Annotated in this window: 28 protein-coding genes and 2 pseudogenes; 15 read left to right on the top strand and 15 right to left on the bottom strand. The window is 67.5% G+C overall.

Annotation, left to right across the window (positions count from 1 at the left end):
- Positions 1–200: 200 nt before the first annotated feature.
- From alaS to E0L36_RS02215, 15 genes and pseudogenes are all read right to left on the bottom strand, one after another.
- Entirely contained in the window at positions 201–2876 is a 2676-nt protein-coding gene (alaS, locus tag E0L36_RS02150) for an alanine--tRNA ligase (RefSeq protein ID WP_180927148.1), read from the bottom strand.
- Positions 2877–2960: 84 nt separating this feature from the next.
- Positions 2961–3107: a hypothetical protein gene (locus E0L36_RS02155; protein WP_180927149.1), complete on the bottom strand. Its 147-nt coding sequence runs from the start codon at positions 3105–3107 to the stop codon at positions 2961–2963.
- A 6-nt stretch (positions 3108–3113) separates the two neighbouring features.
- Entirely contained in the window at positions 3114–3794 is a 681-nt protein-coding gene (locus tag E0L36_RS02160; RefSeq protein ID WP_308416598.1) for an HAD family hydrolase, read from the bottom strand.
- Complete coding sequence (locus E0L36_RS02165; protein ID WP_180927150.1) at positions 3791–4339, bottom strand: orotate phosphoribosyltransferase; 549 nt, start codon at positions 4337–4339, stop codon at positions 3791–3793. The genes E0L36_RS02160 and E0L36_RS02165 overlap by 4 nt, the downstream gene beginning before the upstream one ends.
- A gap of 182 nt (positions 4340–4521) precedes the next feature.
- A pseudogene (locus tag E0L36_RS02170) lies at positions 4522–4920 on the bottom strand (LOG family protein); the annotation flags it as partial.
- Positions 4917–5819: a hypothetical protein gene (locus E0L36_RS02175; protein ID WP_180927152.1), complete on the bottom strand. Its 903-nt coding sequence runs from the start codon at positions 5817–5819 to the stop codon at positions 4917–4919. The pseudogene E0L36_RS02170 and the gene E0L36_RS02175, both read right to left, overlap by 4 nt.
- 43 nt (positions 5820–5862) lie before the next feature.
- A complete protein-coding gene (locus E0L36_RS02180; RefSeq protein WP_180927153.1) occupies positions 5863–6678 on the bottom strand; it encodes an aspartyl/asparaginyl beta-hydroxylase domain-containing protein in 816 nt (271 codons plus the stop codon).
- Positions 6679–6934: 256 nt separating this feature from the next.
- On the bottom strand, positions 6935–7693 hold the full coding sequence (locus tag E0L36_RS02185; RefSeq protein WP_180927154.1) for a bifunctional 2-polyprenyl-6-hydroxyphenol methylase/3-demethylubiquinol 3-O-methyltransferase UbiG: 759 nt from the start codon (positions 7691–7693) through the stop codon (positions 6935–6937).
- Positions 7694–7738: 45 nt separating this feature from the next.
- Positions 7739–8176, bottom strand: coding sequence for a DUF6082 family protein (locus E0L36_RS02190; protein WP_219636076.1), 438 nt, complete (start codon positions 8174–8176; stop codon positions 7739–7741).
- A 23-nt stretch (positions 8177–8199) separates the two neighbouring features.
- Complete coding sequence (locus E0L36_RS27335; RefSeq protein ID WP_308416599.1) at positions 8200–8688, bottom strand: class I SAM-dependent methyltransferase; 489 nt, start codon at positions 8686–8688, stop codon at positions 8200–8202.
- Between the two features lie 138 nt (positions 8689–8826).
- Positions 8827–9015 (bottom strand): annotated as a pseudogene (locus E0L36_RS28435) (GntR family transcriptional regulator); the annotation flags it as partial.
- A gap of 1 nt (position 9016) precedes the next feature.
- Positions 9017–10366 (bottom strand): hypothetical protein, encoded by a 1350-nt coding sequence (locus E0L36_RS02200; RefSeq protein ID WP_180927157.1) that lies wholly within the window; start codon positions 10364–10366, stop codon positions 9017–9019.
- Positions 10367–10483: 117 nt separating this feature from the next.
- Complete coding sequence (locus tag E0L36_RS02205; protein ID WP_180927158.1) at positions 10484–10684, bottom strand: DUF5999 family protein; 201 nt, start codon at positions 10682–10684, stop codon at positions 10484–10486.
- 63 nt (positions 10685–10747) lie between these two features.
- Positions 10748–11143 (bottom strand): DUF6415 family natural product biosynthesis protein, encoded by a 396-nt coding sequence (locus E0L36_RS02210; protein ID WP_258015867.1) that lies wholly within the window; start codon positions 11141–11143, stop codon positions 10748–10750.
- Positions 11143–11508: an ATP-binding protein gene (locus tag E0L36_RS02215; RefSeq protein WP_180931940.1), complete on the bottom strand. Its 366-nt coding sequence runs from the start codon at positions 11506–11508 to the stop codon at positions 11143–11145. Before E0L36_RS02215 ends, E0L36_RS02210 begins: the two co-directional genes overlap by 1 nt.
- A 238-nt stretch (positions 11509–11746) precedes the next feature.
- Here E0L36_RS02215 and E0L36_RS02220 point away from each other — a divergent pair, with 238 nt between their 5' ends.
- The 15 genes from E0L36_RS02220 (at position 11747) to E0L36_RS02290 (ending at position 24081) form a co-directional block, all read left to right on the top strand.
- The gene (locus E0L36_RS02220) at positions 11747–11887 is read left to right on the top strand and encodes a hypothetical protein (RefSeq protein ID WP_219636077.1); all 141 of its coding nucleotides are present in this window, start codon (positions 11747–11749) and stop codon (positions 11885–11887) included.
- 157 nt (positions 11888–12044) lie between these two features.
- Positions 12045–13322, top strand: a complete 1278-nt coding sequence (locus E0L36_RS02225) for an XRE family transcriptional regulator (RefSeq protein WP_180927161.1) — start codon at positions 12045–12047, stop codon at positions 13320–13322.
- A complete protein-coding gene (locus E0L36_RS02230) occupies positions 13319–13858 on the top strand; it encodes a GNAT family N-acetyltransferase (RefSeq protein ID WP_180927162.1) in 540 nt (179 codons plus the stop codon). Before E0L36_RS02225 ends, E0L36_RS02230 begins: the two co-directional genes overlap by 4 nt.
- A gap of 579 nt (positions 13859–14437) precedes the next feature.
- Positions 14438–15403, top strand: a complete 966-nt coding sequence (locus tag E0L36_RS02235) for a Tat pathway signal protein (RefSeq protein WP_308416600.1) — start codon at positions 14438–14440, stop codon at positions 15401–15403.
- A 39-nt stretch (positions 15404–15442) separates the two neighbouring features.
- Entirely contained in the window at positions 15443–15913 is a 471-nt protein-coding gene (locus E0L36_RS02240) for a TrmO family methyltransferase (RefSeq protein WP_180927164.1), read from the top strand.
- Positions 15914–16469: 556 nt separating this feature from the next.
- Positions 16470–16967, top strand: coding sequence for a hypothetical protein (locus E0L36_RS02245; protein WP_258015991.1), 498 nt, complete (start codon positions 16470–16472; stop codon positions 16965–16967).
- A gap of 665 nt (positions 16968–17632) precedes the next feature.
- The gene (locus E0L36_RS27340) at positions 17633–17761 is read left to right on the top strand and encodes a hypothetical protein (RefSeq protein WP_258015868.1); all 129 of its coding nucleotides are present in this window, start codon (positions 17633–17635) and stop codon (positions 17759–17761) included.
- 236 nt (positions 17762–17997) lie between these two features.
- A complete protein-coding gene (locus E0L36_RS02255) occupies positions 17998–18546 on the top strand; it encodes an SAF domain-containing protein (RefSeq protein WP_258015992.1) in 549 nt (182 codons plus the stop codon).
- Between the two features lie 898 nt (positions 18547–19444).
- Positions 19445–20707, top strand: a complete 1263-nt coding sequence (locus E0L36_RS02260; protein WP_308416695.1) for an ATPase, T2SS/T4P/T4SS family — start codon at positions 19445–19447, stop codon at positions 20705–20707.
- A complete protein-coding gene (locus E0L36_RS02265) occupies positions 20704–21636 on the top strand; it encodes a type II secretion system F family protein (RefSeq protein WP_258015869.1) in 933 nt (310 codons plus the stop codon). The genes E0L36_RS02260 and E0L36_RS02265 overlap by 4 nt, the downstream gene beginning before the upstream one ends.
- Positions 21633–22529, top strand: coding sequence for a type II secretion system F family protein (locus E0L36_RS02270; protein WP_308416601.1), 897 nt, complete (start codon positions 21633–21635; stop codon positions 22527–22529). The genes E0L36_RS02265 and E0L36_RS02270 overlap by 4 nt, the downstream gene beginning before the upstream one ends.
- 13 nt (positions 22530–22542) lie before the next feature.
- Entirely contained in the window at positions 22543–22731 is a 189-nt protein-coding gene (locus tag E0L36_RS02275; RefSeq protein WP_180927167.1) for a hypothetical protein, read from the top strand.
- Between the two features lie 8 nt (positions 22732–22739).
- Positions 22740–23156, top strand: coding sequence for a TadE/TadG family type IV pilus assembly protein (locus tag E0L36_RS02280; protein WP_180927168.1), 417 nt, complete (start codon positions 22740–22742; stop codon positions 23154–23156).
- A complete protein-coding gene (locus E0L36_RS02285; RefSeq protein ID WP_308416602.1) occupies positions 23153–23617 on the top strand; it encodes a TadE/TadG family type IV pilus assembly protein in 465 nt (154 codons plus the stop codon). Before E0L36_RS02280 ends, E0L36_RS02285 begins: the two co-directional genes overlap by 4 nt.
- Positions 23614–24081: a pilus assembly protein TadG-related protein gene (locus tag E0L36_RS02290; protein WP_219636078.1), complete on the top strand. Its 468-nt coding sequence runs from the start codon at positions 23614–23616 to the stop codon at positions 24079–24081. Before E0L36_RS02285 ends, E0L36_RS02290 begins: the two co-directional genes overlap by 4 nt.
- The last annotated feature ends 21 nt before the right edge of the window (positions 24082–24102 follow it).

A 24102-nucleotide genomic window follows, 5' to 3' on the forward strand; every position in this document is an offset into this window, starting at 1 on the left:
CAGAGCGCTGTCACTCCCGGCAGGCGAAACCCCATGGGATTGCGATCCGATTCTCAGCTCACGCGCCGAAGTCCCACGCCACCACGTAAACCTCAGCAGCGGTGAGAGAGGGGCCCGTGTGCGACGACCTCAGCGCGGGCCCCATGCTCCATAACCGAGCTGCACTCGGGCCTGGGTGGGCCCGGCCGTGGGTCTTCGTGTTACGAGTTGGCTAGGAGGGTGGTGGCGTCCTGGGCGGCGAGGTTGAGGGCTTCAGTGAGGTGGGCGGGGCGGCGTCCGCCGGCGCTGGCGAGGGCGCCAGTGCCGCCGCCTCCACCACCGACGGCTCGGGCCGCGCGGGTGAGGATGGGTGCGGCAGCGTGGCCATCGTCCACGAGGCTGGGTGAGATGGCGGCGGCGAGTTGGGCTTTGCCGTCATGTTCGGTGCCGAGGATGGCGATGACCGGGCCGAGGTGGACTTTGCGGACCGCTTCGGTGGCCATCGTGCGTAGGTCGGTTGGGCTGACGTCGGTGACCTGTTCCGCGATGATCCACCCGCCGGGGACCTGGCGGGCTCCGCCCGCGATGGCGGTGGCTTTGAGGATGACTTTCTGGGCTCGCTGCCGGGCCAGCTCGCCCTCGGCCTGGGCGAGGGCGGTCAGGCGGGCATGCAGGGCTTCGGGGGCGCTGTCGGGGGGCGTGCCGAGGAGGGTGGCGAGTTCGTTCAGCAGTCGGCGCTCGGTGGTGGTGTGGGTGAGGGTGCTGTGGCCGGTGAGGGCTTCGATGCGGCGCATGTTCGAGCCGATGGAGGACTCGGACAGCAGGCGGAAGGTGCCCACCTGGGAGCCGTGGGCGACGTGGGTGCCGCCGCACAGCTCGCGGGAGAAGTCACCGATGTCAACGACACGGACGGTCTCGCTGTACTTCTCGCCGAACAGCGCGATGGCTCCGGCGGCTTCGGCCTCCGCCCGGGACGCGTACCAGGCGCTCACCGCCGGGTCGTGGAGGACGTGCCGGTTGACGGCGGCCTCGATGGTAGTGAGCTGGTCGGGGGTGAGGGCGGTGAAGTGGGCGAAGTCGAAGCGGAGCCGGTCGTCTTCGACCAGGGAGCCTTGCTGGCGGGCGTGTTCACCGAGGGTGGCCATGACGACCGCGTGGAGGATGTGGGTGGCCGAGTGCGCCCGCATGAGTCCAGATCGGCGTTCGGCATCCACGGCGGCGAGGCCGCTGGTGCCGGTGCGCAACTCCCCTTCCAGGACGCGGGCGGTGTGGACGCGGAAGCCGTTGGGGGCGTGGCCGAGGCCGTAGCGGGTGTCGGTGATGCGGATGGTCGCGCCGTCAGTGGTGGTGAAGGTGCCGGTGTCCCCGGCCTGTCCTCCGGCCTCGGCGTAGAAGGGCGAGCGATCCAGGACGAGTTCGATCTCCTCGCCCTCGCCCTCGCTCGCGGTCGAGGTGACGGTGCCGTGGGCGATGAGTCCCGTGACGGTGGCTTCGACCTGGAGGTGTTCGTAGCCGAGGAACTCGGCGGGCGGCAGGTGGCCGGACAACTCGCGGTAGGCGTCCATCTGCCGCAGCGCCTGCGCGGTCTTGGCCCGGCGGCCGGTCTGGGCGCGTTTGCGCTGCTGGTCCAGCAGGGCGGCGAACCGGTCCTCGTCCACGGTCAGGCTCGCCTCGTGGGCGGCCTCGACGGTCAGTTCCAGGGGGAAGCCGTAGGTGTCGGCCAGCTCGAACGCGGTCTCGCCGGGCAGAGCGGCCGAACCGGTGGACTGGGTGCGGCTGATCGCGGCGTCCAGCAGCCGGGTGCCCTGGGCGAGGGTGCGGGTGAAGGACTCTTCTTCGGCCGTGGTGATCTGCCCGATCAGCTCTGCCTGGGCGCTCAGTACGGGCCATACGGGGCCCAGGTTGCTGATGACCGAGGCCGTGGTTTGCGGCAGGACGGGGCCGGTGATGCCGAGTTGGCGGGCGTGGCGGATCGCGCGGCGCATCAGGCGGCGCAGGATGTAGCCGCGGCCGTCCTTGGCGGGCAGGACGCCGTCCGCGATGAGGTAGGCGATGGTGCGAGTGTGCTCGGCCACGACCTGGAAGGAGACTTTCTCCTCGCCTTGGTCGGGCATCTCGCGGCCGGTCAGTTCCTGGACGGTCTCCAGGGTGGGCAGGAGCAGGTCGGTGGTGCACATGTTCTCGGCGTCCTGGAGGATCGCCGCGAGCCGGTCCAGGCCGAGGCCGGTGTCGATGCTCTTGTCCGCGAGTTCGCCCAGGACCGGGTAGTCCTTCTTGGCCGGGCCCTCGCCGCGCAGGTTCTGCATGAAGACCAGGTTCCAGATCTCCACGTACCGCTCGCCGTCGACGGCCGGGCCGCCCTCCTTGCCGAAGTCCGGTCCGCGGTCGTAGTTGACCTCCGAGCATGGGCCGCACGGTCCGGGGACGCCCATGGACCAGTAGTTGTCCTCCATACCGAGCCGCTGGATGCGACTCGCGGGAACGCCGATGCGGCGCCACAGGTGTTCGGCTTCGTCGTCGTCTTCGTAGACGGTGATCCACAGCTTGTTCTTCTCCAGCCCGTAGCCGTGGGTGAGCAGCTCCCAGGCGAAGGCGATGGCGTCTTGTTTGAAGTAGTCGCCGAAGGAGAAGTTGCCCATCATCTCGAAGAACGTCGCGTGCCGGTTGGTGCGGCCCACGTTCTCGATGTCCGAGGTGCGCGCGCACTTCTGGATGCTGGTGGCGCGGGGGTAGGGCGGGGTGGTCTCGCCGAGGAAGTACGGTTTGAACTGGTTCATTCCCGCGTTCGCCAGTAGCAGCGTCGGGTCGTCGGGGACCAGCGGGCTGGAGGGCACCGAGTGGTGGCCGCGCGAGGTGAAGAAGTCGGTGAACGTCTGTCGGATCTGCGTGGAATGCATGGGAGGAAAGCCCTCACGGGTGAGTCACGGGAGGTAGTGGGAGTTCACACGCCGAGCCGGGCCGAGAACAGGGACTGAGGGTTCTCAGTTCTCCAGCTCGACGCAGATAGCTCGCGCCCCCACGGTGTAGACCATGACTCCAGATCCGTTGCTCACATCGGTACCGCGGCAGCCCACCGCCTGCGCGGTGCGGGCCCGCCGCAGCACCGACTCTACCGGGAAGCGCCTCAAGATCGCTTAGCGTGCGTGAGGCATCGCGCTGTGTGCGGCCATGGAGTGTGGGGCGTAGTCGGCCAGGTCCGGCCCGATGAGGGTCGGCCGGTCGAGGACGGCCACGGCCCCGGCTGCGGTAAGGGCGGCGGGGGTGGCATAGCCCCAGCCGGACCCCAGCGGGGTGACGTCGGCGGCCTGGGCTGCGCGGATGTCGCCGACGGTGTCGCCGAGGAAGACGGCCTCCTGCGGGTCGGTGCCGATCCGGTCCAGAGCGAGCCGGAGCCCGTTCGGGGACGGTTTGGGCTCGGCATCCTCTCGGCAGACGGTGACGTCCAGCAGGACGAAGGCAGCCTCGGGCAGGAGCCACGGCAGCCGGTCACGCGTCTGGAGCGTCACCAGGCCCGTCGCCATCCCCGCGTCCTTGATCGCTCTCAACCCCTCCAAGGCTCCGGGGAAGAGCCGGACTCCGGCGCCAGCTGCGGCCAGGGACGGGCTCCACCACCGCTCGCACACCGCATCGGCGTCTACGACTCCCAGCCCGGTCAGCACTTCGACCCTGGGGGCGGTCAGCGCCTCGGGCGGCAGGTCGGCGGGCATGATCCGCCTGCCGAGGGCGGCGGTGGCGACACCGGCGAGGGTAGCCAGCATCGCCTTCCGGCTGTCCAGCAGCACCCCGTCCAGATCAAACAGCACGGCTCCAGTCACGAGACCGCCTCCGTGGCGGGGACGGGCAGGTCGGCTTCGGCCAGCAGCGGGTTCAGCGTGATGCGGTGCTCCGCCAGCCGCTGGCGTCCCCTCGACGGGCGTTCCAGGACGCACAGCGCGTCGGTCACCTTCGCGCCAGCGATACGCAGAACCCTTGTTGCGGCCAGCAGTTGATCACCACTGCGGACCACGTCGTCAACCAAAACCACTCGTTTGCCTTCGAGGGCGATGCCTTCGACCTGCCTCTTCGAGCCATAGCACTTGGCCCTGCGCCGCAGGAACGCGGCAGGCAGGCCGGTGGCGGCCGAGAGGGCAACGGCCAGCGGGACGCCGCCGAGCGCGAGCCCGGCCAGCACCTCGGTCTCGGTGGGGATGAGGGAGGCCATCGCGACGGCCACGTCGTGCAGCAGACCGGGGTCGGCCGCGAGGCGGTACTCATCGAAGTACGCGTCCAGCACTGTGCCGTCGGGCAGGGTGAAAGCCCCGCGCACGCAGGCGGTCTCAGCGAGCCGGGCCGCGAGGCCGGGCGTCTGGTCGGCGGTCATGACCCGGCCGCCTTCCCCGCCCGGTTCTCCGCCGCGCTTCCCTCAGCCAGCTTGTGGAGCTGGACGGCGAAGGCGGCGGCCGTGGCGGCCGTGCGAAGGAAGCCCAGCGGCCGGGTGGGTGTTTCGGTCAGCCACCCGTTGCGCCGCAGGTAGGCCAGCAACCGCAGCGCGGTCGGGCCGGTGATCCAGACCGGGACCGGGCGGATAGTGCCCGCGTAGTAGCAGGCGGCGGTCAGCTCGTGCAGGGTGCCGATCCCGCCACCCATGGCGACCACCACGTCCGCCGCGTCCAGGTAGTGGTTGAGGCGGGTGCCCACGTCGGGCAGATGGACCTCGTCCGACACGTGCGGGTTGAAGTCGCCCCACTCGGCGTGCTTGTCGGCCAGAGTGACCGCCACGACCGTGCCGCCCTTGGCGGCGGCGCCGCGTGCGGCCGCTTCCATCAGGCCGTTGTAGCCGCCGTGCAGCATCGTGAACCCGGCTCCGGCCAGGGCCATGCCGACCTCTTCGGCGAGCCGTTCATCTGCGGGCGAGGCTGGTACGACCCCGCCGAAGAACACCGCCGTCCTCCGGCCTGTCATGTGAACTCCAGATAGGTGCGGTAAGCGGCAATCGCGTCGGCCAGGTCGTCAAGGGCCTGCGGACATGCTCGGCGGGTCAGCTCCAGCACCCGCTCCAAGGCGGCCTCCACGTCGGCCGCGTCGGGGATAGCCGGGGAAGTGATCGCGGCCTCCAGATCGGCCAGGCAGGCCCGGCCGATCGGGGTGAGGCCGACCTCCTCCCACAACCGGTACCAGCCCCAGCACCGGGAGGTCGGGGCGAGAGCGGCCTTGATCAGGTCTTTCGTCGCGGTGTGCATCCGGTGCCACTCCGCGTAGGCGACGAACCGCTGCCCACGCTGAATGCGCTTGTGCAGCAGCACCGCCAGCACCAGGTGCTCGATGAGCAGTTCGGCGCACGTCCTTGGCCGCACCAATAACTCGTCCAGATGACCCCGTGCCCGCGCGATCTGCGAGGCGGTGACATCGTCCGGGGCCCGGTCGAGCAGCACCTTGGCGGCGATCTGTTCCTGGACGGTGCTTATCCGGGAGGCGGGCGCCAGGTACAGGTCGACTTGGTGAAGCTTGCCTTCGTGCTGGAGGAGGAAGACGAACCCGACCCCGCCCATGTTGGTGACGATCGTGTCGCGCCAGCCGGGCAGCAGGGCCCCGCCCGCGACCGTCATCAGGTCGTCCAGGGCAGTGGTGAAGGCGGGCAGGTCCCGGTCGTGGACACCGACGACGAAGTCGACATCCGAGAGCCGGTCGGCGGTGCCCGAGGCGAGCGAACCGCGCACCAGCAGATGCGTGACCGCATCGGAAGCCGACAGCAGCTCGGCGATACGGGTCAGCAGCGGCAGCTGGGGCGGCCGGTTGGCCTCCGCCAGCTCTGTGAGACGAGGCCCGATGGACGGGGCCTGGGTGAGGGTTGCGGTGGACATGCGCATTCCTTCCCGGAACGGACGCGAGGGATATGACGCTGCATCAGGAGGCGAGCGCGAGGAGAGTGGACTTCGCGGACCTCCAACGCCTGGAGGTCTCCGTGTCGCCGAGCGCGGAGTGCAGCTCGGCGATCAGGTCGTAGGTGGTGCCCTCGGGCAGCGCGAAGGCGTAGAACAGCCGCAGCAGCAGGGATTCGGCGGCGTCGGTGAAGCCGAGGTCGGCCAGACGCCGGGCGGCGGCAAGGCGCTCGGTCAACTCCGGCTCGCTCGCCTGCGGCAGCGCCAGGGCCCCGGACGGCTCCTTTGCCTGCCCGGCGAGGCGCCGGTAGGCATCGTCGGCGTACACGTCCGCGATCAGGTGGATCCGGTCCGGACCGAGCAAGTTACACACCCCGTGCGCGAAGGTCGGCGTCAGCCGCCAGATCCGCCCCGCGGCCATGTGGACCTTGCGCCCTCCCGTGACCAGGAACGCGCTGGAGTTGGTGTGCAGCGGGATGTGCAGCCGGTGACGTTCGACTTGGTCGAGTTCGTCGTAATCGCGGTGCTCCCACAAGAACGCGTTCGCCTCCAGCCGCGCCAGCCGCACCCACATGTAGGACAGGCCGAGGCCCTCCAATAGCGAGGCCGTGGCGGGCATGTGCTCCAGCACGGCGGTGGGCCGGGCAGCGCCGTCGGCGATCCTCACCTCTTCCGCCTCACCGGAGGCGTTCATCAGCGACGTGGTCCACCAGCCGCCTGACTGGAACTCGCCGTACTCGGCCGTCCAGGGCGCCGGGGTGGTAAGGGCCTCGTGCCGCATTCGCTCCACCAACTGACCGTCAAGACGGTCCTCCAGTTCCACTACCTGTGCGGTCGTCATATCGAGTCACCTGGCTCTCTCCGCCCGCGGGTCGTAGTCCGCCAGGCGGGGTCGAAAGTGAAGAGCACACAGCGCCCGGCCGGAAGCCTCCGCGTACGAGCGGAAGCTGACAGGTACTCAGCGGCGTCGGCCGGACACAGCGCCGGTATTCAGGCTGCTGGGCGGGCGTTCACACGGGGCGCCCGCCCCGAAGGGGCGGTGGCAACGCCCGCTGCGGGCGAACCGAGGCAGGCGTCGCGGGCGGCGGTCGGGGTCATCATCGAGTCCCCAACTGGGCGCGGGCGACGATGTGGAAGAGCCGGGCGATCCGGCGGTAGGGGTCGCTGATGCCCGCTTGCCATTCGGCTTCAAGGATCTGTTCGAATTCGCCTGTGATCGCGTCGTCGGCAAGGTGGTCTGTGAGGACGCACGCGCCGTACCAGGCGCGCTGGTACACGCCGTGCTCGACGAGCTGCCGCACAACCCCGACGCGGCTCGTGGTACCGAGGAGATCGCTGCCCTTCTCCGGGCCGGTGAGAGCGTGGAGGAAGCCGGGCCAGTCGCGATGCAGGCCATGGCGCATGGCTGACGCGGTCTCCTCCTTGCCCACGACAGAGACCAGACCGCCCGGGCGCACACATCGGGCCACCGTGCGCAGCAGCGGGGGAGGGATCTGGTTCATCAGCACGCCGTGGCACAGCACCGCATCCCAGCCGGTCCCCACGAGGTCGGCGGCGCGCTCACCGGGTCCGGCGCGGTAGGCGATGCTGCCGGGCACCCCCTCCGAGTGCGGCGGCCAGGCGGACTGGGCCCGCGCCAGCATCTCCTCGTCCGGATCCAGGATCAGGACGTGATGGCCGCGCTCGGCCAACATTCGGCCCTGGACACCGGTGCCACCACCAACATCCAAAACGCGCTGGGGAGTCGGGGACATGTGCTCGGCCAGGGCGCGGTCGACCAGGGCGTGACGTAGCGCGTCACGAAGGGTGTCGCAGTGGTGGGTGGCCAGCGGGCGGGTCTGCGTGGTTGGGGTCATGGGGTGCTCGTCTCGTAGGAAGGCGCGGGTCGAGAACACGGGTGGCTACTGCTGAGCGGCGATGTACGCCTCGTCCAGCAGGTCCACGACCTGCTGAGCACTGCAGGTGGTGGCCTCGCGGATGCGCAGACTTCGCCACCGGGTCCAGTACGCCCGGGTGACTGGTTGCTCCATCAGAGATTGGGCGGTGGCGCGGACCGCGTTCTTGTCCAGCAGCCCGAGGTCGTATTTCAGGGCTAGGAAGGAGATCAGCCGGTTGGCCATCTGGGTCTGGGTGGCCGTCTCGCTGTCCTGGGCGGAGTCCCACAGCGGGGTGAGGGTGGGGTCAGCGGCCAGATCGGACATCAGGTCCGCGTGCATCCGTGCGACGTCGAGCGTGAGATTGCGTCGGTGTCGGCGCTCGGCGAGGACGAGGTGTGACGCGGCGACGGTGGTGAGCGCCAGTAAGGAGACAACGCGAAAGGACGTGAACGCGGAGGTCATAACCTCTCCATATCGTTGAGGGCTTACATGAGTTTTTCGGGAGCCAGGAGTAGGCACGCGGTTTTTGTGTCTCGATGCCCGGCGAGATACCAGCGGTCGAGTACTTTCCACCCGTCGCACAGCACCATCAGCTCTCGTTCTGTGAAACCGGTGCGGTCCGTGCGGTCGGCCGTGATGGGCACCATCAGGTGGAATCGGCCGCCTGGCCGGAGCCATCTGGTGCGAGCCCAGGCCATGATGCTGTGAGGCCGCGGAAGGACATGCAGCGTGAGGCGGGCGGTGATCAGGTCCGCCTTCGCCGTGCCCGGGATGGCGTCTATGTCGGGCCTGGTGAAGTCATGCAGGGCGTAGCTGAGGTGGGGTGAGGCGCGGCGCGCGGAGGCGATCGCCTGTGGGGCCCAGTCCAGACCGACGGTCTCAAACTGCCAATTGGCCAGGATGCGAGTCCAGCTACCGACGCCGCACCCCAGATCGATCGCCAGCCCGCGGCGCGGTCCCAGCCTGGCCAGCACCTGCTCCTGCTCGACCTGGCTGATGAGCCGGGTACTGCGGGGCCGTGGCGGTGACGACGGGGGAGGGGAAGCGGTTCGGGGCCGGGGTGGTGGCACGTCGCCGGGCTCCGGTATAGGCGTCTCCGGCACCCGAGCTGACTCTCCAGGGGTTTTCGATACGACGCCGGCGCACGAGAGCTGGATAAGGGCTTCACGCACCGTCGACCGGGAAACTCCAAGGTCCGATTCCAGGCTCCGTAGAAGAAGTAGCTGGCCGGGCAGGTAATGCCCAGAGTGGATCAGTACGTGGATTCTTTGAGCAACGGAAGCAGAAACAGGCTGAGTCATGTCAGTTCTCGGGGAGAGACTTCAGAAGGCCGCCGATGCGCTGTGCGTCCTCCGTGCTGAAGGAGTCGGGGAAAAGGTCAAGAAGACGCTGGGCTTCGGAGTACGCCTCGGCGGCCAAGTCCCATTGCTCATGGCGGTGGTGGATATCGCCGCGGACTTCTTCCACGCGCACGATCCAGGACCGGGCGCTCGCGGCGTGGAAAGCTGCCTTCGCCCGCTCCAGCAGATGAAGAGCGGGGGTGGGGTCAGAGGCCCGGACCGCATGGGCCCAAGCCAGCCAGGTGAGCGCCCTCGCGGCATCCAGCGAGTCACCCAGGCTGGTGAGGTCAGCATGGGCGCGACTCAGCACCTTGATCGCGGTATCCGGACTGCCGAGATGCAGCTCGACTTGCCCCAGCTGGATCCGCGTGAGGCTGCACTGCCGCTGGTAGAGGAACCCCTCCTCCTCAGAGGAGGCTTCCTGGTGCAGGCGCTCGCGCAGAGACAGGGCCTTGACGAAGTACTCGCGCGCCACGCGCACTCGCGCGGCCGGGTCCAGCCCAGCAACCCGGGTGGCGCTCTCCAACGCGACGCTGCCCGCCTGATGAGTGGCCTGCGCCTCCGCACGGACATCGCCGTCGACGTGGGCGCTGTCCCTCGCCTCCAAGGCGCACTCCCACGCCTGGTCATACGCTCGGCCAGCTCGGAGCATCCCCGCCAGCGACGTCAGCATCTCCCGAACCGCACACCGGTCCCCGGCCGCCCGCGCGGCGGCCAGACCGCGCTCGTGCGCGTCGATCGCGACGGGCACCGGCTTCGCGCGGTGCCAGTGAGGCCAGGCCGCGTGCACCACCTGCCACGCCAGAGAGTGCCAGCCCTGCGCCTCAGCCACCGTGAGGGCGGCCATCACCGTGGCCTCATGGCGCGCAAGCCACTCCACCGCCCCCGTCGGATCGGCGCCGAACGGCGGCGGGTCGGGCGGCATGTGCCGCAGATCCCGGGAGAGGCGCAGGTGCCACGGCGACAGCACCCGCTCCGCAGCGGTGGTGATCGCGACGATGCCCTCCACCCAGCGGCGGAGCGCCACCTCACGGTCGACGGGCAGATCATCACGGCTGGCCGCGGCCCGCGCCAAGTCACGCATCTCTGCGTCAAACCGCACCGTGGGCGCGGGCGTCACGTGAGATGGGCCCTCTTTCAGAAGGCCCGCCCCCACCAGGGCTTCGACAAGGTGTCGCGCGTCGGGGATCGGCAGGCCGCAGGCCGCAGCCACCTCTTCCAGGTCAAGCACCGGCCCCGGCAGGTGCGAGAGCGCACGCCAGCACGAGCGCGTCTGGGCAGGCAATGAATCATAAATGGCCGGAATGGACATTGGTACTCCAAGAAGGGTTTGGATTCTTATTCCTGAGGAATCGACCCCGAAGATCGGGCCCCCAGTACGCTGCGCTCTTTCGCTGTGATGTAGAGGCGAGGCACTTCCAGGCCGAGTTCATGCGCGTGCTCCTGGCGCGCATATGGGGCGGCGCGGAGCGATGATCTTGCCGTTTGGCAGCAGCTCGCCGGTGTCATCGAAGATCAGCACCTGGTTGCACAACAAGGCCCAGCCCTGAACGCCGCCGTGCGCGATGACCTGTGCGGCTTCCCGGTCGGGGGCTTCCGCGGTGGGACACGGGGGGTTGTGCCGACACATGGGCGCTCGTCCTTTCGAAGGCGCGGGGAGAAGGGATACCGACGTCGAGAGCGGGGGCGAGCGTCATAAGGCGTCGTCTCCCATCAGGTCGAGAAGCGAGAGCATGGCCGTGGCGAAGCGGACGACGTGCCCGGAGGCGTCCTCTGGGCGGGGGTGCTCGGCGCTCAGCACGATCAGGCGTTGCATCTCCTCGACGGGGTACGGCCGCACGAGGTGCGGCACGACTCCGACGAGGCCGGTGGTGGCCGCCCGGAGCCGATCAGCGAGGGGACCGATCTCTTCGGGCGCGGGGTTCGCGAACTCGCCGATGGCTGCTTCCAGGTCGTCGTACAGCTCGTCGTTGATCGCCTCGCGGGCAAGGGAGCGGCGCAGGCCACCGAGGAGGACGCCCACCGTCGCGTCGTCCGTCGAGCACGGGCCGATCAGTTCGACGGCCCTGTCCGGCGTCATGGCCACCATCACGGCCTCCCGGTGGGGACGCGGAAGCGGCACCATGTCGTCCGGCCGTCTTTGCTGACGCCCCAGGCCCGTGAGAAGACGGCCACGAGGAACATGCCGCGGCCGGAGTCCTCGTCGTCGCCGGCGTTACGCAGTTCGGCCGGGGTGGGGTTGGCATCGGTGACATCGACGCGGAGGTCAGGCGCGGCGTACCGAATGCGCAGGCTGATGCCTCCCTTGCCGTGCAGCACCGAGTTGGAGACCAGCTCTGACACGGCGAGCACGATGTTGTCGGCCACCGAACCGTGCACGTCCCACAGGCCGAGATAGCCCGCGGTGACCTGGCGCAGGTGCCCGACGTAGGACCTGTCAGGGGCGCAGGCCACCTCGAAAGCGCGCGGGGTCCGCGGCAGCGGCTTCGACGCAACTGGTGCGCCTGCTGTGGCCGGGGTCATCGGGAGCCTCCCAGATGGACAGGTCGGGGCATGGTGCGAGAAGCGGTGCGCCGGTGGCGCGGGGGCACTTGAGCCCCGTCGATGCCGCTCGTTGACGCTGGCCGGGCACGCGGCACTCGTGGCGTTGGAGCTGCCGGTAGAGGAGTTCATGTGGGGTACTCCGCCCGTCGTGAAGCTGGCCTACAAGAGCGAACCGCTTAACCGCCGCGATCGGCATGGGGTCAAGAGCTTGGAGACGGTCAAGGTGGTCAAAGATCGTTTGTGGGGTCGTCTGCTCGTTCCCGGCGGGCACCGTCGCGCCGATCTGTGACGGGGCCACGTGCACCATCCGGTGCCGGGTGAAACACATAACTCCCCCTCGCCCGCGCCTGGTTAGGGGATCTGACGCAGAACCGCGATGAGTCCCCTAGGGGGGTTTGGTAATCTCTTTACCTTGCGCTGAGTCCGCAACGGTCTACGGTGCGGTCATGGGCACCACGCGCAACGAGGCTTTTGAAGCGTGGATGGAAAACCATCAACACAGCTCCAACAGCCTGGCCAGGGCCGTGAATTCGGCACTTGAAGACCTCACCGGCCGACCCGGGACGTGCGACGGACGCCATGTCCGCGAGTGGCGATCCGGGCGAGTCCGATGGCCCAATACAGCAACGCGAAAGGTCCTGGAGGACATCTCGGGGATGTCCGCCGTCGACTTAGGGTTCGTGCCACGGGGCCGCTCCTCATCCACGGCAGCCCCACCGCAGGAGGACCCCATGCACCGCCGCACCCTCGTCGCCGGAACCATCTCGGCGGCCGTGGCTGCCGCTGCTCCAGCCGCCGCCTCAACCCGCAAAATCGCCATGAGCGACGTCGGACGCCTGGAAGAGAAGTTCACCGCCGTGGTCGCCAGCGACCACAAACGCGGTGGACAGCTCGATATCGAGAAGCGTGCCGCAGACCTCGCCGACTCAGCCCTGAATCTCCAGAACTCCGGCAGCGCCACCCAGCGGGTACGGGGACGGCTGTACGCCACGGCGGCCAGCTTCCGCTCATCGGCGATGTGGGCGGCCATCGACGGTCGCCGGTTCCAAGAAGCCGTGGCCCACATGCGGGAAGCCCAGGCGCTCGCCGAGCTTTCCGGTGATCAGGCCATCAAGTTCCGTGTCTGGTCGCACGCCGGCAGTCTCTACCGGCATATGGGGCGTCCCGCCGACGCGCGAGCCGCCAACGACGTCGCACGGAACCTGCACATCACGCGCCGCGACCCGATGTTCGCCTCCCTCGGCATGGCCCGGCAGATGGCCATCCAAGGCGCCGCCCACGAGGGGCGGAGCCTGCCGCGCACTTTCGATCAGGCGCATGACGCCATGGACCGGGCTGATCGAGACGCTTCCCGACCGGTGTGGCTCGTGGCCTTCTACGACGAGGCGGAACTTCACTCCCTCGCCCTGACCGCCCACCTCGCCGCTGGTGACTGGTCCACTGCCGAGTACCACGCGCACCGATGCCTGGCCGTGCTCCGGCCGCACATGCAGCGCTCGCGCGCTATCGCCACCAGCCGCCTCGCGCAGGCCCAGCTCGCACAGGGCGACGTCGACACCGCGACTGGCACCGCCATGTCAGTGACGGCGGAGGCGGCTACCCATCATCCCCGGGTATCGCGCATGCTTCAGGAGTTCGGTGCTGCCCTCCGTGCAACGGCACCGGGCAGCGCCAGCGCGAGCACCTGGTCCAAGCACACCGCCGCCTGGAGGCCCAACGCATGACCTCGGCACCCGCCATCGAACTTCGCTCCTTCACCGAACTCGACGCTGTACGCGCCGACCTGCTCAACGTGTACGCCGAAGTACGGGCGCCCCTGCTGCACCTGGCGAATTATGCGGTCTCGTCCTTCGGCGAGCGGCTGGACCGGCATGGTGCCGAGCCGGGCTTCCAAGCGGTACTCGCCTACGAGGGCGCGCAGCCGGTGGGCTACGCCTACGGCAACACGATCGAAGACGGGGACCGGTACTGGCAGCGCACCACCCCGCCGCCCCCCGAGAAGTACACCGACCGCGCCGCCTTGGCCTTGAAGGAGATCGGTGTGTCCCCTGGGTGGCGAGGCACCGGGATAGCGCGACGCACCCACGACACCCTGCTCGCCGACCGCAACGAGCCGTACGTGACGCTCATGGTCAACGAAGCGGCCGGGGACGGGAAGGTCCACGCTCTGTACCGGTCGTGGGGCTACGAGGACATCGGCCTCAGTCAGCCGTCGCCGGCCTCGCCCCGGCTCACGGTGATGATTCGTTCCACAACCTGATCCCACCTCGAACCCGTAGGGACGGCTCTCCGCCATCTCTCCTACAACCGCAGTCAGTTGAGCATTACGTTGGAGCGGCGCCCGCCCTGTACTTCGAACACGGGCAGGTCGGCCAACGTGGTCAAAGATCACTTTCAGTGGCGGAGGCGCAGGATGGCGAGAGAGAGGAACAAGCGGCTGGCCGCGCTTCTCCTGGAAGCTCGCTGGTCAAGGGAACAGGCGGCAGCCGCGTACAACCGTGTGGCCGTCGAGACGCTGAACGGGGAGGTGCGGGAGAACTCCAAGATCGGGCGCTCCCACGTGAGTATGTGGGTAGGTGGCACTGAGCCGACAGGGGTCGCGCCCGCTATCTTGTGCCAGGCGCTGTCCCGCCGTCTAAAGCGTGAAATCACGCCACAAGAAGCCGGGTTCGCGGCTTCCATCTCACCGGCGCAGGAGGCGCTGGACTGGCGCGTCGATCCCTTGATCGTGCTGAAGGATTTGGAGAGTGGAGTGGACACGGACCGACGCGGTCTGCTGGCAGGTGGTGTGTACTCCGCAGCGGCACTGCTCTTGCCGGATGCCACGTGGTGGGACGCCATGTCCAGGCCGCCAGCGGACGAGCCTTCGACCGGCAAGCGTGTCGGGCACGGCGACGTCGAGATGGTGCGCGAGCTGACTCTGGCCTTCTCCCGCATGGACCAGAGTCGCGGCGGGGGCCACGGTCGGCGCGCAGTTGACGAGTACCTGAAGCACGATGCTCACGACTTCCTCCGGGGCCGGTTCGCCGACGACGCGGCCCGACGGGCGATGTTCTCGGCCTCCGCCGAGCTGGCCTATGTGTCCGGCTGGATGGCGTTCGACAACAGCGAGCACGCCGTCGCGCTCCAGCGCTTCAACACCGCGGTGAAGCTCGCTGCGCGTTCCGGCGACGCTCCCCTCAGCGGGCATATCCTGCGCGCCATGGCGCATCAGGCGCTCGACCTGGGGTTCCGTCGCGAGGCCCTTCAGATCGCCCAAACGTCGGTGGACGGTGAGCGGTACGCGGCGGCCACTCCCCGGGAGCGAGCACTCCTCGGCGTGGTGCACGCGCGGACGCTCGCCGCGAACGGCCACAAGCAGCAGGCGGCCTGGTCGCTTCTCCGCGCCGAGGATGACCTGTCGAACGCCAGCGACGGGATCAGGGAACCAGCCCGGACCTTCTTCTTCGGCGAGGCGGCTCTCGCGCACGAGACAGCGTGCACACTGCGGGATCTCGGTGATCACCACCGCGCTGTCAAGGAGTTCCGGCACTCCGTACGCACGCGGGGGGCTGCTTTCCGGCGCACGCACGCGGTCACCCTCGGGTACATGGGGGCCGCGCAGATCGGGCAGGGCGGCGTCGAGGAAGCGTGTTCGACGTGGTCCAAGGCCCTGGACGCCATGGAGGACGGGATCTACTCGGGTCGAGCCCGCCAGACGGTTGTTGACATGCGGCAACTTCTCTCGCCCTACCGGAAGCGCGGCATCCCCGCAGTTGGCACGATCGACTCCCGAGCGGCCTCCTACCTGGCCCAAGTAGATTGATCATATGTATCGTTGAGACCGAATCGAAGGGCTGGAGCCATGGCTTTGGAGATCGAGCCGATCGGAGAGGTCATCGCGGGCCGTACGGAAGTTGCCGATGACTTCTGGGGAGATGTCGAGTCGGTGATCCAGCTCGACACAGAGTTCCCTCTCGACGCCGTGCAGGGCTTGGAGGAGTTCTCCCACCTGATCGTCGTGTGGCACTTCGATCAAGCGTCACCCGATGACGTTGAGTACCACGCTCGCAGCCCACGCGGAAACACGGAGTGGCCGGCCACGGGAACATTCGCCCACCGCAATCACCGACGGCCCAACCAATTGGCGCAGAGCTTCCCGCGGTTGCTGAAGGTCGATGGGCTCAGCCTGCGGGTGGCCGACCTGGACGCCGTCGTCGGGACGAAGATCTACGATCTTTCGCCCTACTTCGCGGCGATGGGACCGCGCGGAACGGTTCACGAGCCCGCGTGGCCGGGCGAGATGCTGGCGGGTTACTGGGTTAAACCTGCCTGACCGGATGCTTCTGCATATCGTGCACACTCTCACTAAAGGATCCTGAGGGTTCCATAGAAAGTACCTGGGAAATGTATATGGTTCTCGATCATCCTCGATCGAGAGGAAATATGCGGGAAAGTGGCTGATATTCTAACCTTAGAGGTAGATAATATAGAGGAATTCTGGATGGGAATTGGGTACCCACTCGAAAGAGTTGACTGTGAGTTGGGATCCTTCTCCCGACGAGTCACCAGAAGTCGTGTCCCGGCAGTGGAATGTCACAGTGACGTGGCCAGGTCAGTCCGTCGCTACTGATGCGACAGCGCAGGTCATCACAGCGCGCCGGGCCCTACTTGAGTTCGGGTAAGGCGTGCTCATCATCTTCCAGCGGTCGGACTGTTGACCGAGCGATGCCGGCCCGAAGGCGTAGACCCTTAGTGCCGAGGTTTACGGCGTGAGCGGTGGGTAGCTCACTGTGGCGTATAACTGCTGCCGGTGCTGATTTTGGGTTCGAGAGTGCTGGGGACGGTGAGTGATGAGGGCGGCGACAAGGTGGTTCGGCACGGCCTTGATCATGATGATCGCTGTGATTGGCTGTTCTGCTGCTCGTGAGGACAGCGAGCCACCCAGAACCACCGATGTCTCGCCCACGTCGGTGCCTTCCGCGCGCGCCTCTACCAGTCCCGGCGTGGGTGCGGTGGCTGCGTACCGCGCGATGTGGGAAGACATGGCGCAGGCGTCGAAGACCTCGGACGCCTCGTCACCGCAGTTGGATGATCATGCTCAGGGCGCGGCGCTTCGGTTGCTGAAGTTCGGACTGACGCAGAATGCCAAGAACGACGTGGTCAGCCGTGGGCGCCCTCGCATCGCACCTCGGGTCATCGATGCCACCGAAGAACGAGTTAAGTTGCGTGACTGTGTCGATGACACCAAGTGGTTGCTGTACAAGCGTGATGGCACCCTCAAGAACCATGTTCCGGGGAGTCACGATCGGGCTGACGCGATTGTGGAGGTTGTTAAGGGAGAGTGGAAGGTGACCTCCCTCTACCTGCACGAGGCCGGTTCATGCTGACCCCCGGTATGAGCAGAACTATGGCGGCATCGGCGGCTATTGTAGTCTGCGGAAACTTTTTGACGCCAGCTGCATGGGCAGAGGGGGCGAAGGACGGAATGCAGGGCGTCAGTGTGGGGTGTGACGAGGGCTGCGATCTTGTGGCCACGTCACGCTCAAAAGGTGATGCTTCGCGTAGAATTCCTGAGAATGCACCTTTGATTGGAAAGCCTTCTGCTGGGTCTGGGAATTCATCCCGGAATCGGAAGGTAACGCCGGAGGAGTTGGGTTCCCGTCTGCCGTACCACGTGGCACCGCAACCTGATGCTGGGAAAGGAGGAAAAGCGCCTCCGGTAGCGGCAGTGGCAAAGCGGGCGGCGACTCGTCTTGATTTACCAACCCCGGTGATTCGCATGAGTCCGGGACATGCTTTTCAGGTGGTTCAGGTGCCGACGTGGTTGTGGTTGGCGCGGTCTTCATGGCGGCCGGTGTCTGAATCGGCTGCGGTGGGTGGGGTGTCGGTGACTGCTACGGCGCGGCCTCGTCGTGCGGTGTGGTCGATGGGTGATGGATCGTCGGTGATATGCGAGGGGCCCGGGACACCGTACTCGGCTCGTACAGATGGCATGGAGCCGTCGCCCGACTGTGGGTATACCTATCGGAGTGCTTCGGGCGGCCGGTTCTTGGTGACTGTCAGGGTCATCTGGGATGTGTTCTGGAAGGGCGCGGGCGAGGTCGGGGTGGTGCCGGGGTTGTCGGTATCCGCGAATCAGCGGGTGGCCGTGCGTGAGGTGCAGACGATTGTGATGCGCTGATTATGTGACGGCGCGCGATTGGTTGAACACCTCATGGGTTCATTTTCTTTCTTTTTCACAGGTGATGTATGGGTACCTCTTTGCCTTTTGCGGGACCAGCGACCGCGAAGCCGAACTCGGACAATCCAGATTCAGGTAGAGGGCGAGTAGTTGGTGATCGGAGGCGGCGCCCGGCGTGGATTTGGGGTGGACTGGGCACTGTGATGGTTTCTGCTGTGGCGTTCAGCTGGGTCGTGATGGCCGCCAGCGATCGCGCGGAGGTTCTGGTGGTGGCCCGCGATGTTCCGGCAGGCAAGGTGATTGGACGGGAGGATCTACGCACCGTGCGAGCGGCTGTCGAACGGGGCGTGATTCCGCTGGACCGTCGGACCGAGGTAGTTGGGCACAGGGCGCGCTTGCCGCTTCCCGCCGGTGCCTTGGTCGCTCCCGGCATGGTCGGCGGTCGGGCTGCGTATCCACCGGTGGGAATGTCCCAGGTCACAATCGGAATGGAGGCCGGAGCTGGCCCCTCTAACCTTGCTCGTGGTGACCGGGTGGCATTACTGCCCGGGCCTGACCAAGGTGCTCCTTCCGGCCCTCCGGACAGCGGGGAGGGCGAGGTCGAGGCACCCGGCCCTGATCCGGATCCGGTCGCCGGGACCGTGACGGGGGTCAGGGAGCCAGCATCTACCGGCGATGCGCGAGAGGTCCGGGTTCTCGTGGAGACGCCCGCGGTTCGCCGGGCAGTGTCCTTGGACCGACCGCGCGTGGTGGTGCTTCCGGCCGTAGGGCGTGAGATGCCGTGACCCGCCGACTCATCGCAGTGACCTCGGTGTCCGGGGCACCAGGAGCGACCACGACCGCTCTTGCCCTGGCGGCTTGCTGGGCGCCGTCCGCGAGCGGAGTTCGGCCCACAGTGATCGAGGCGGGCCCTGGAGGTGGTGATGTGGGTCCGCGATTCCGCGTGCCGAGTGCCCCAGGACTGGTCGACGTCGCGGCCATGGTGGGCCGTGCGCATCCGGGTTCGCTTCTGGGTGCGGTACAGGACCTTTCTGTAGGCGTGCGCGTGGTGATCGCCCCTGCCGGTAGGGGGCCGTGCACGGAGGCTATTCGGCTTCTCGCCACCGAGGAAGGTGTTGGGGTTTTGCGCGGGACCGACGCGGACTTCGGCACAGTCCTGATGGACTTGGGCCGGGCGAGTCCGGAACACGGAGCGCTGCTCTCGGACGCGGACGAAGTCGTGATCGTGAGTCGGGGCGGTGCTGACGCCCTTGCCCGGGTAGCGGCCCGTGTACCGGAGTGGGGTGCTCAGGCTTCGGGCTGGCGCCTGGTGGTCGTTGGGCCCTGTCCCTATCCGGCGCGAGAAATCAGTGACTCGCTGGGGATGGCCCGGGTGGAGTTCCTGCCCTGGGATGCTCGTACAGCAGCTGTGCTAGGGGGTTTTCGGTCGCCTCCGATGAATGGACTCTCCGGTGAGAGCCTGTTCGCCCGCCCTCTGGTCCGCGAAGCACACCGGCTCGCGCGAAGTCTCACCGCGCCGGGCGAGGTGGTGGCCGACGCGAGGCGAGGCAACCCGGTTGAGCCGTTGACGCATGTGATTCACAACAGCACGAGGCCCGGGGTTGATCGATGACTCACCCACACACGAACGTGCCGTCGCAGGTCGGAAGCGCGCAGCACCACGGTGATGCTCAGCTACCCGATGTGTCCGCGGTGGTCTACCAAGTGCGGGAGCGTGTCGTCGCTCGGCTCGCCGCTTTGGCCGATGAGCGGGAGGCAGCTGGGCTGCCGCCAGAGTCCGACTCCGAGCGGCGGGGCACGCTCGACCGGCTGGTCGCCGAAGAACTCGCTGCCCTGCGCCGCGCTGCCTTGACGCGATGTGAGCGGGGGCTGAGTGCAGAGGAAGAGATCCGTGTCGGTGGGGAGGTGATCGATGCCCTGGAGGGGGCGGGGGCCCTGGACCGGCTGCTGGCTGATGACGGCGTGGAGAACATTTGCGTGAACGGGTGCGACGTCGTGTGGGTGCGTGATTGGAACGGGCAGTGGCGGAGAGAGGCACCGGTCGCGACCTCCGACGCGGAATTGATCGAGCGCCTTCGCACTCTGGCGGCCCGCGCGACGGGGGAGGAACGGCGCTTCGACCGCGGAATGCCCCGTCTCAACCTCCACTTGCCGGATGGGTCGAGGCTTTTTGCGGTAATGGCGGTCACGGAGCGTGTGTCGGTCACGATTCGACGCCACCGCTATCAGCGTCTGGATCTGGGGGACTTGGTTCGCCTCGGCGTGTGCGATCAGGATATGGCTGGGCTTCTGCGTCGGCTGGTGCGAGCCAGGAAGAACCTCATCGTCGCCGGGGGCACCAACCTCGGCAAAACCACGGTATTGCGTGCTCTTGCTTCTGCGATCCCTTCACACGAGAGGTTGGTGACGATCGAGGACACGCTTGAGCTCGGTCTCGGCAATACCCATCTCAATTCCGTTTCCTTGCAAGCGCGGGAACCGAATATCGAGGGCGTCGGCGGGATCGATCAGGCGGAGCTGGTGCGCTGGGGATTGCGTATGTCACCGGACCGGGTGATTGTTGGGGAGATTCGGGGTGCTGAGGTCATCCCGATGTGTCAGGCGATGTCGCAGGGCAATGACGGTTCGCTTTCCACGATCCACTCCTCCACCTCGCGCGGAGTTTTCACGAAACTCGCTACTTACGCTGCCCAGGCTCCGGAGCGGTTGTCGCTGGAGACGACGCACCTACTCGTGGCTTCTGCCGTGCACTTCGTGGTGCACCTGGGCTGGGACACGAGCGGGCGCCGGTGCATCGACTCGGTCCGTGAAGTGATTGACGCGGATGGCCCGCAGATCATCTCCAACGAGGTCTATGCGCCAGGACCCGATGGACGGGCAGTGCCAGCGTCTGGCCTGCGAGCGCAGACCCGCGCGGAACTCGACGGAGCCGGAGCGGCTCGATGATGGACCTCCTCATGAGGGTTATCGGTCAACTCGGTGTTCCCGCAGCTACGCTCCTCGGTTTTCTCTTCGGCGGAGGGGCCGTGATGCTGGTGGCCGGGTTGTGGTCCGGCCCCCGGGGCCATGACTCGACTCCCGCCGTCATCGGATGGCTGCGGACAACTGCTGTCCGTATTCCGCGTGGTTGGCGCAGCAGACCTCGGCTGGTGTCGGCCATGCTTGGGGGAGTGATCACGGGGGCGGTAACGGGCTGGCCTGTCGCCGCCATTCTCACGGCTATCGGGCTACTGACGCTGCCGGAGACACTGGGACCGGATCGGGGCGCGAGAAGGCGAACCGAGCGCCTGGAGGCTCTCGCCGGCTGGTCGGAGATGCTGCGCGACACCTTGTCCGCCGCCGCCGGGTTGGAGCAAACCATCTTGGCCACGGCCGATATCGCTCCGGCTGCCCTGAAGAACGAACTCACACAGTTGGCAACAGCGGTGCGCGAGGGGTGTGGGTTGGTCGACGCGTTGGAGGACTTCGCCCAGGCGGTGGATGACCCGATCGCCGACGTGGTGATCACCGCGCTGATGATGGCCGCACACCAGCAGGGGTCCGGATTGGCGGCACTGTTGGGACACCTCGCGGAGTCCGTCCGGGAACAGGTGGCCGCACGGCAGAAGATCGACGCGAGCCGGGCCAGCATCCGTACGGGGGTACGCGTCACCATCGGCGTCACCCTCGCCATGGTCACCGGGCTGTTGGTCTTCAACCGTCCCTATCTCGATCCATTCAACACGGTAATCGGGCAGTCCGTGCTCGCCGTCGCGGGACTTCTTCTCGCAGCCTCGTTCGCCTGGCTTCACACGTTGTCACAACTCGCCCCTGAACCACGCCTGCTGGACGTGACGGCCGGAGCGCGCGTGCCCTCGGCCCGGGAGGTCCGATGACGTTGATGATTCCCTTGCTGGGCGCGGCGTTCGGCATCGGTCTGACGGTCCTGGTACTCGGCATGCGCCCGCCCCGCGCGAACCTCAGGACGCTGCTCAGATCGCTGGAGGCACCCGCCATCCCGAACTCCGAGGCATCCCGCGCTGGGCGATCCTGGGCTGTGCGCCTTGGAAGTCCCGGCGTTCCGATGGCCAAGGCACTGGGCTGGCCCCCTGCGGCGGTCCGCGCCGACTTGGAGGTCTGCGGCACGGACGTGGAAGTGCACCTGGCCGAGAAGACAGCCTGCGCTGTGGCAGGGCTTATCGCACCGTGGCTCGCCCTAGGCGTTTACGGGGTGGGAGTGGGGAGGTGGCCCGGCAGCTGGATGTCTTTGGCCACATCGGTGATCTTCGCCGCGGTCTTGTTCTTCGTACCTGATCTCGCGATCCGTCAGCGGGCTCGGGACCGGCAGGCGCAGATGCGGCACACACTCGCCCTTGTGCTGGACCTGACCGTGATCGCTCTCGCCGGCGGTGCTGGAGTGCATCAGGCGCTTCAGCAGGCCACCGAAGCCCCCCGCGGATGGGCGGCCAGCAAGCTGCGCCACGCTTGGACTCTGGCCACTACCACCCGCACTTCCCCTTGGCGCCACATGGCCGAGGTCGGGCGAAAGACTCACGTTCCCGAACTCTGCGAAATAGCTTCGACGCTGGACCTCGCGGGGTCGGAGGGCGCCAAGATCCGCGTCTCGCTTGACGCCAAGGCCCGTGCGATGCGTAAGCGACGCCTCGCCGACCTGGAAGGGGAGGCGCAGGCCGCAACCGAGCGGATGAGCCTTCCGCTAGTGGGTCTCTTCGCGGCTTTCCTGATCCTGATCGGCTACCCCGCCTTAGCTCACGTCCTCACCATGTGAAGGAGCACTACTGATGCACCTCGAACTTCTCGCAGCTCTTCGGGCCCACCTCCAGCTGGTTCGAAGACGAGCCTGCCGGGACGACGGCTATACGACCGAAACAGTGATCATCATTGGTCTCATGGCCGTGCTCGCTATCAGTGTGGGGAGTGTGATCACAGACCACGTCATGGGGCGCGCCATCGGTATCGATATGGGCTAGGGGAGCACATGGAGAACCGGTCGCACTGTCGCCTGGGGCGTGGATCCGACCGCGAGCGCGGGGCGGCAACAACCGAGTTGGTGGTGTGCACTCCGCTGTTGCTGCTGGTGTGTCTACTGGTGGTGCAGGGTGCGCTGGCGTGGCACGCTCAGCATCTCGCGCAATACACCGCGCAGGAAGCCCTCGCTGCCACCCGGGCCCATCGTGGGAGCCCAGCAGAAGGGGAGGCCCGGGCCCGTGAGCGGCTGGGCGCGGTGGCGGGTCGAGTACTGACCAGTCCGCGGGTGACAGTGCGACGTGGAACTGCGTTCGCGACAGTGAAGGTCGAGGGTGAAGTACTGCGTGCTGTGCCGGGCCTGACGCTGCGTGCTGGAGGAACGGCGTCGGGAGCGGTGGAGCGAGTGACCGTGGGAGACTGGCCGTGAACGACCATTCCCTGCCGCCGTCCATCGCAGAACGTCCACCGGACACTGTGAGGTCGTCCTCCGAGCGGGGCTCAGCCACCACCGAACTGGTCATCCTCATCCCTTTGCTGATCCTGGTGGCGCTGATCACCGTAGCGCTCGGACGGCTTGTGGATGCGCGACTGGTCGTCTCGGACGCGGCACACCAAGCCGCGCGCGCCGCGTCGATCGCCCGAAGCGAGGAAGCCGCCCGATCGGCCGCGCGCCAGGCCGTGGCTGCCGCGCTTCGCGATGCTGGCGCTGCCTGTGCGCGCACACAGATCGTGGTGGACACCGACGGGCTCACCCCAGGTGGCGCCATCCGAACGGGAGTTGAGTGCACCACGACTCTCGGGGATCTCACCCGTACCGGTTTTCCCGGCCAGGTCACACTGACCGAGCACGCGCTCTCACCCATCGACGCCTTCCGGAGCAGCCCGTGACCCCTGCCTTCATCGAGCGGCGTACCCGGAGGGTCATCCACCACGCCACCGGTCGTCACCGGGAGGCAGGACAGGTGACCGCCTTTGTCGTCGCCGGGATCGCAGCCGCATGGCTGGGCGCGGGGATCGTGGTTGACGGCGGCCTAGCTATGGCCACCGCCTCCAGAGCTCACGATGTCGCACAGGAAGCAGCCCGCGCAGGTGCCCAGAGCCTCGACGTGGACCGTCTGCGAAGGGGCCACGCGGTTCGCCTTCGCGATGCCGAAGCCGCCGCAGCAGCGCGCCACTACCTCGCGCGTTCCGAATTCCAGGGGGCCGTGCGCGTGAACGCGGGACCTGGCACGGTCACCGTGACCGTCGACCACCGTCAACGTACTCAGGTTCTCCGGCTCATCGGGCTCACCGAACTGACCGGCCGCACCCAGGCAACTGCCGGGGCGCGGCCTGCGACCGAGGCCCCCTGACACGCGAGGGAACCAACGACG

Source organism: Streptomyces sp. AJS327 (genome assembly GCF_013450295.1).
In the GTDB taxonomy this organism is placed as follows: domain Bacteria; phylum Actinomycetota; class Actinomycetes; order Streptomycetales; family Streptomycetaceae; genus Streptomyces.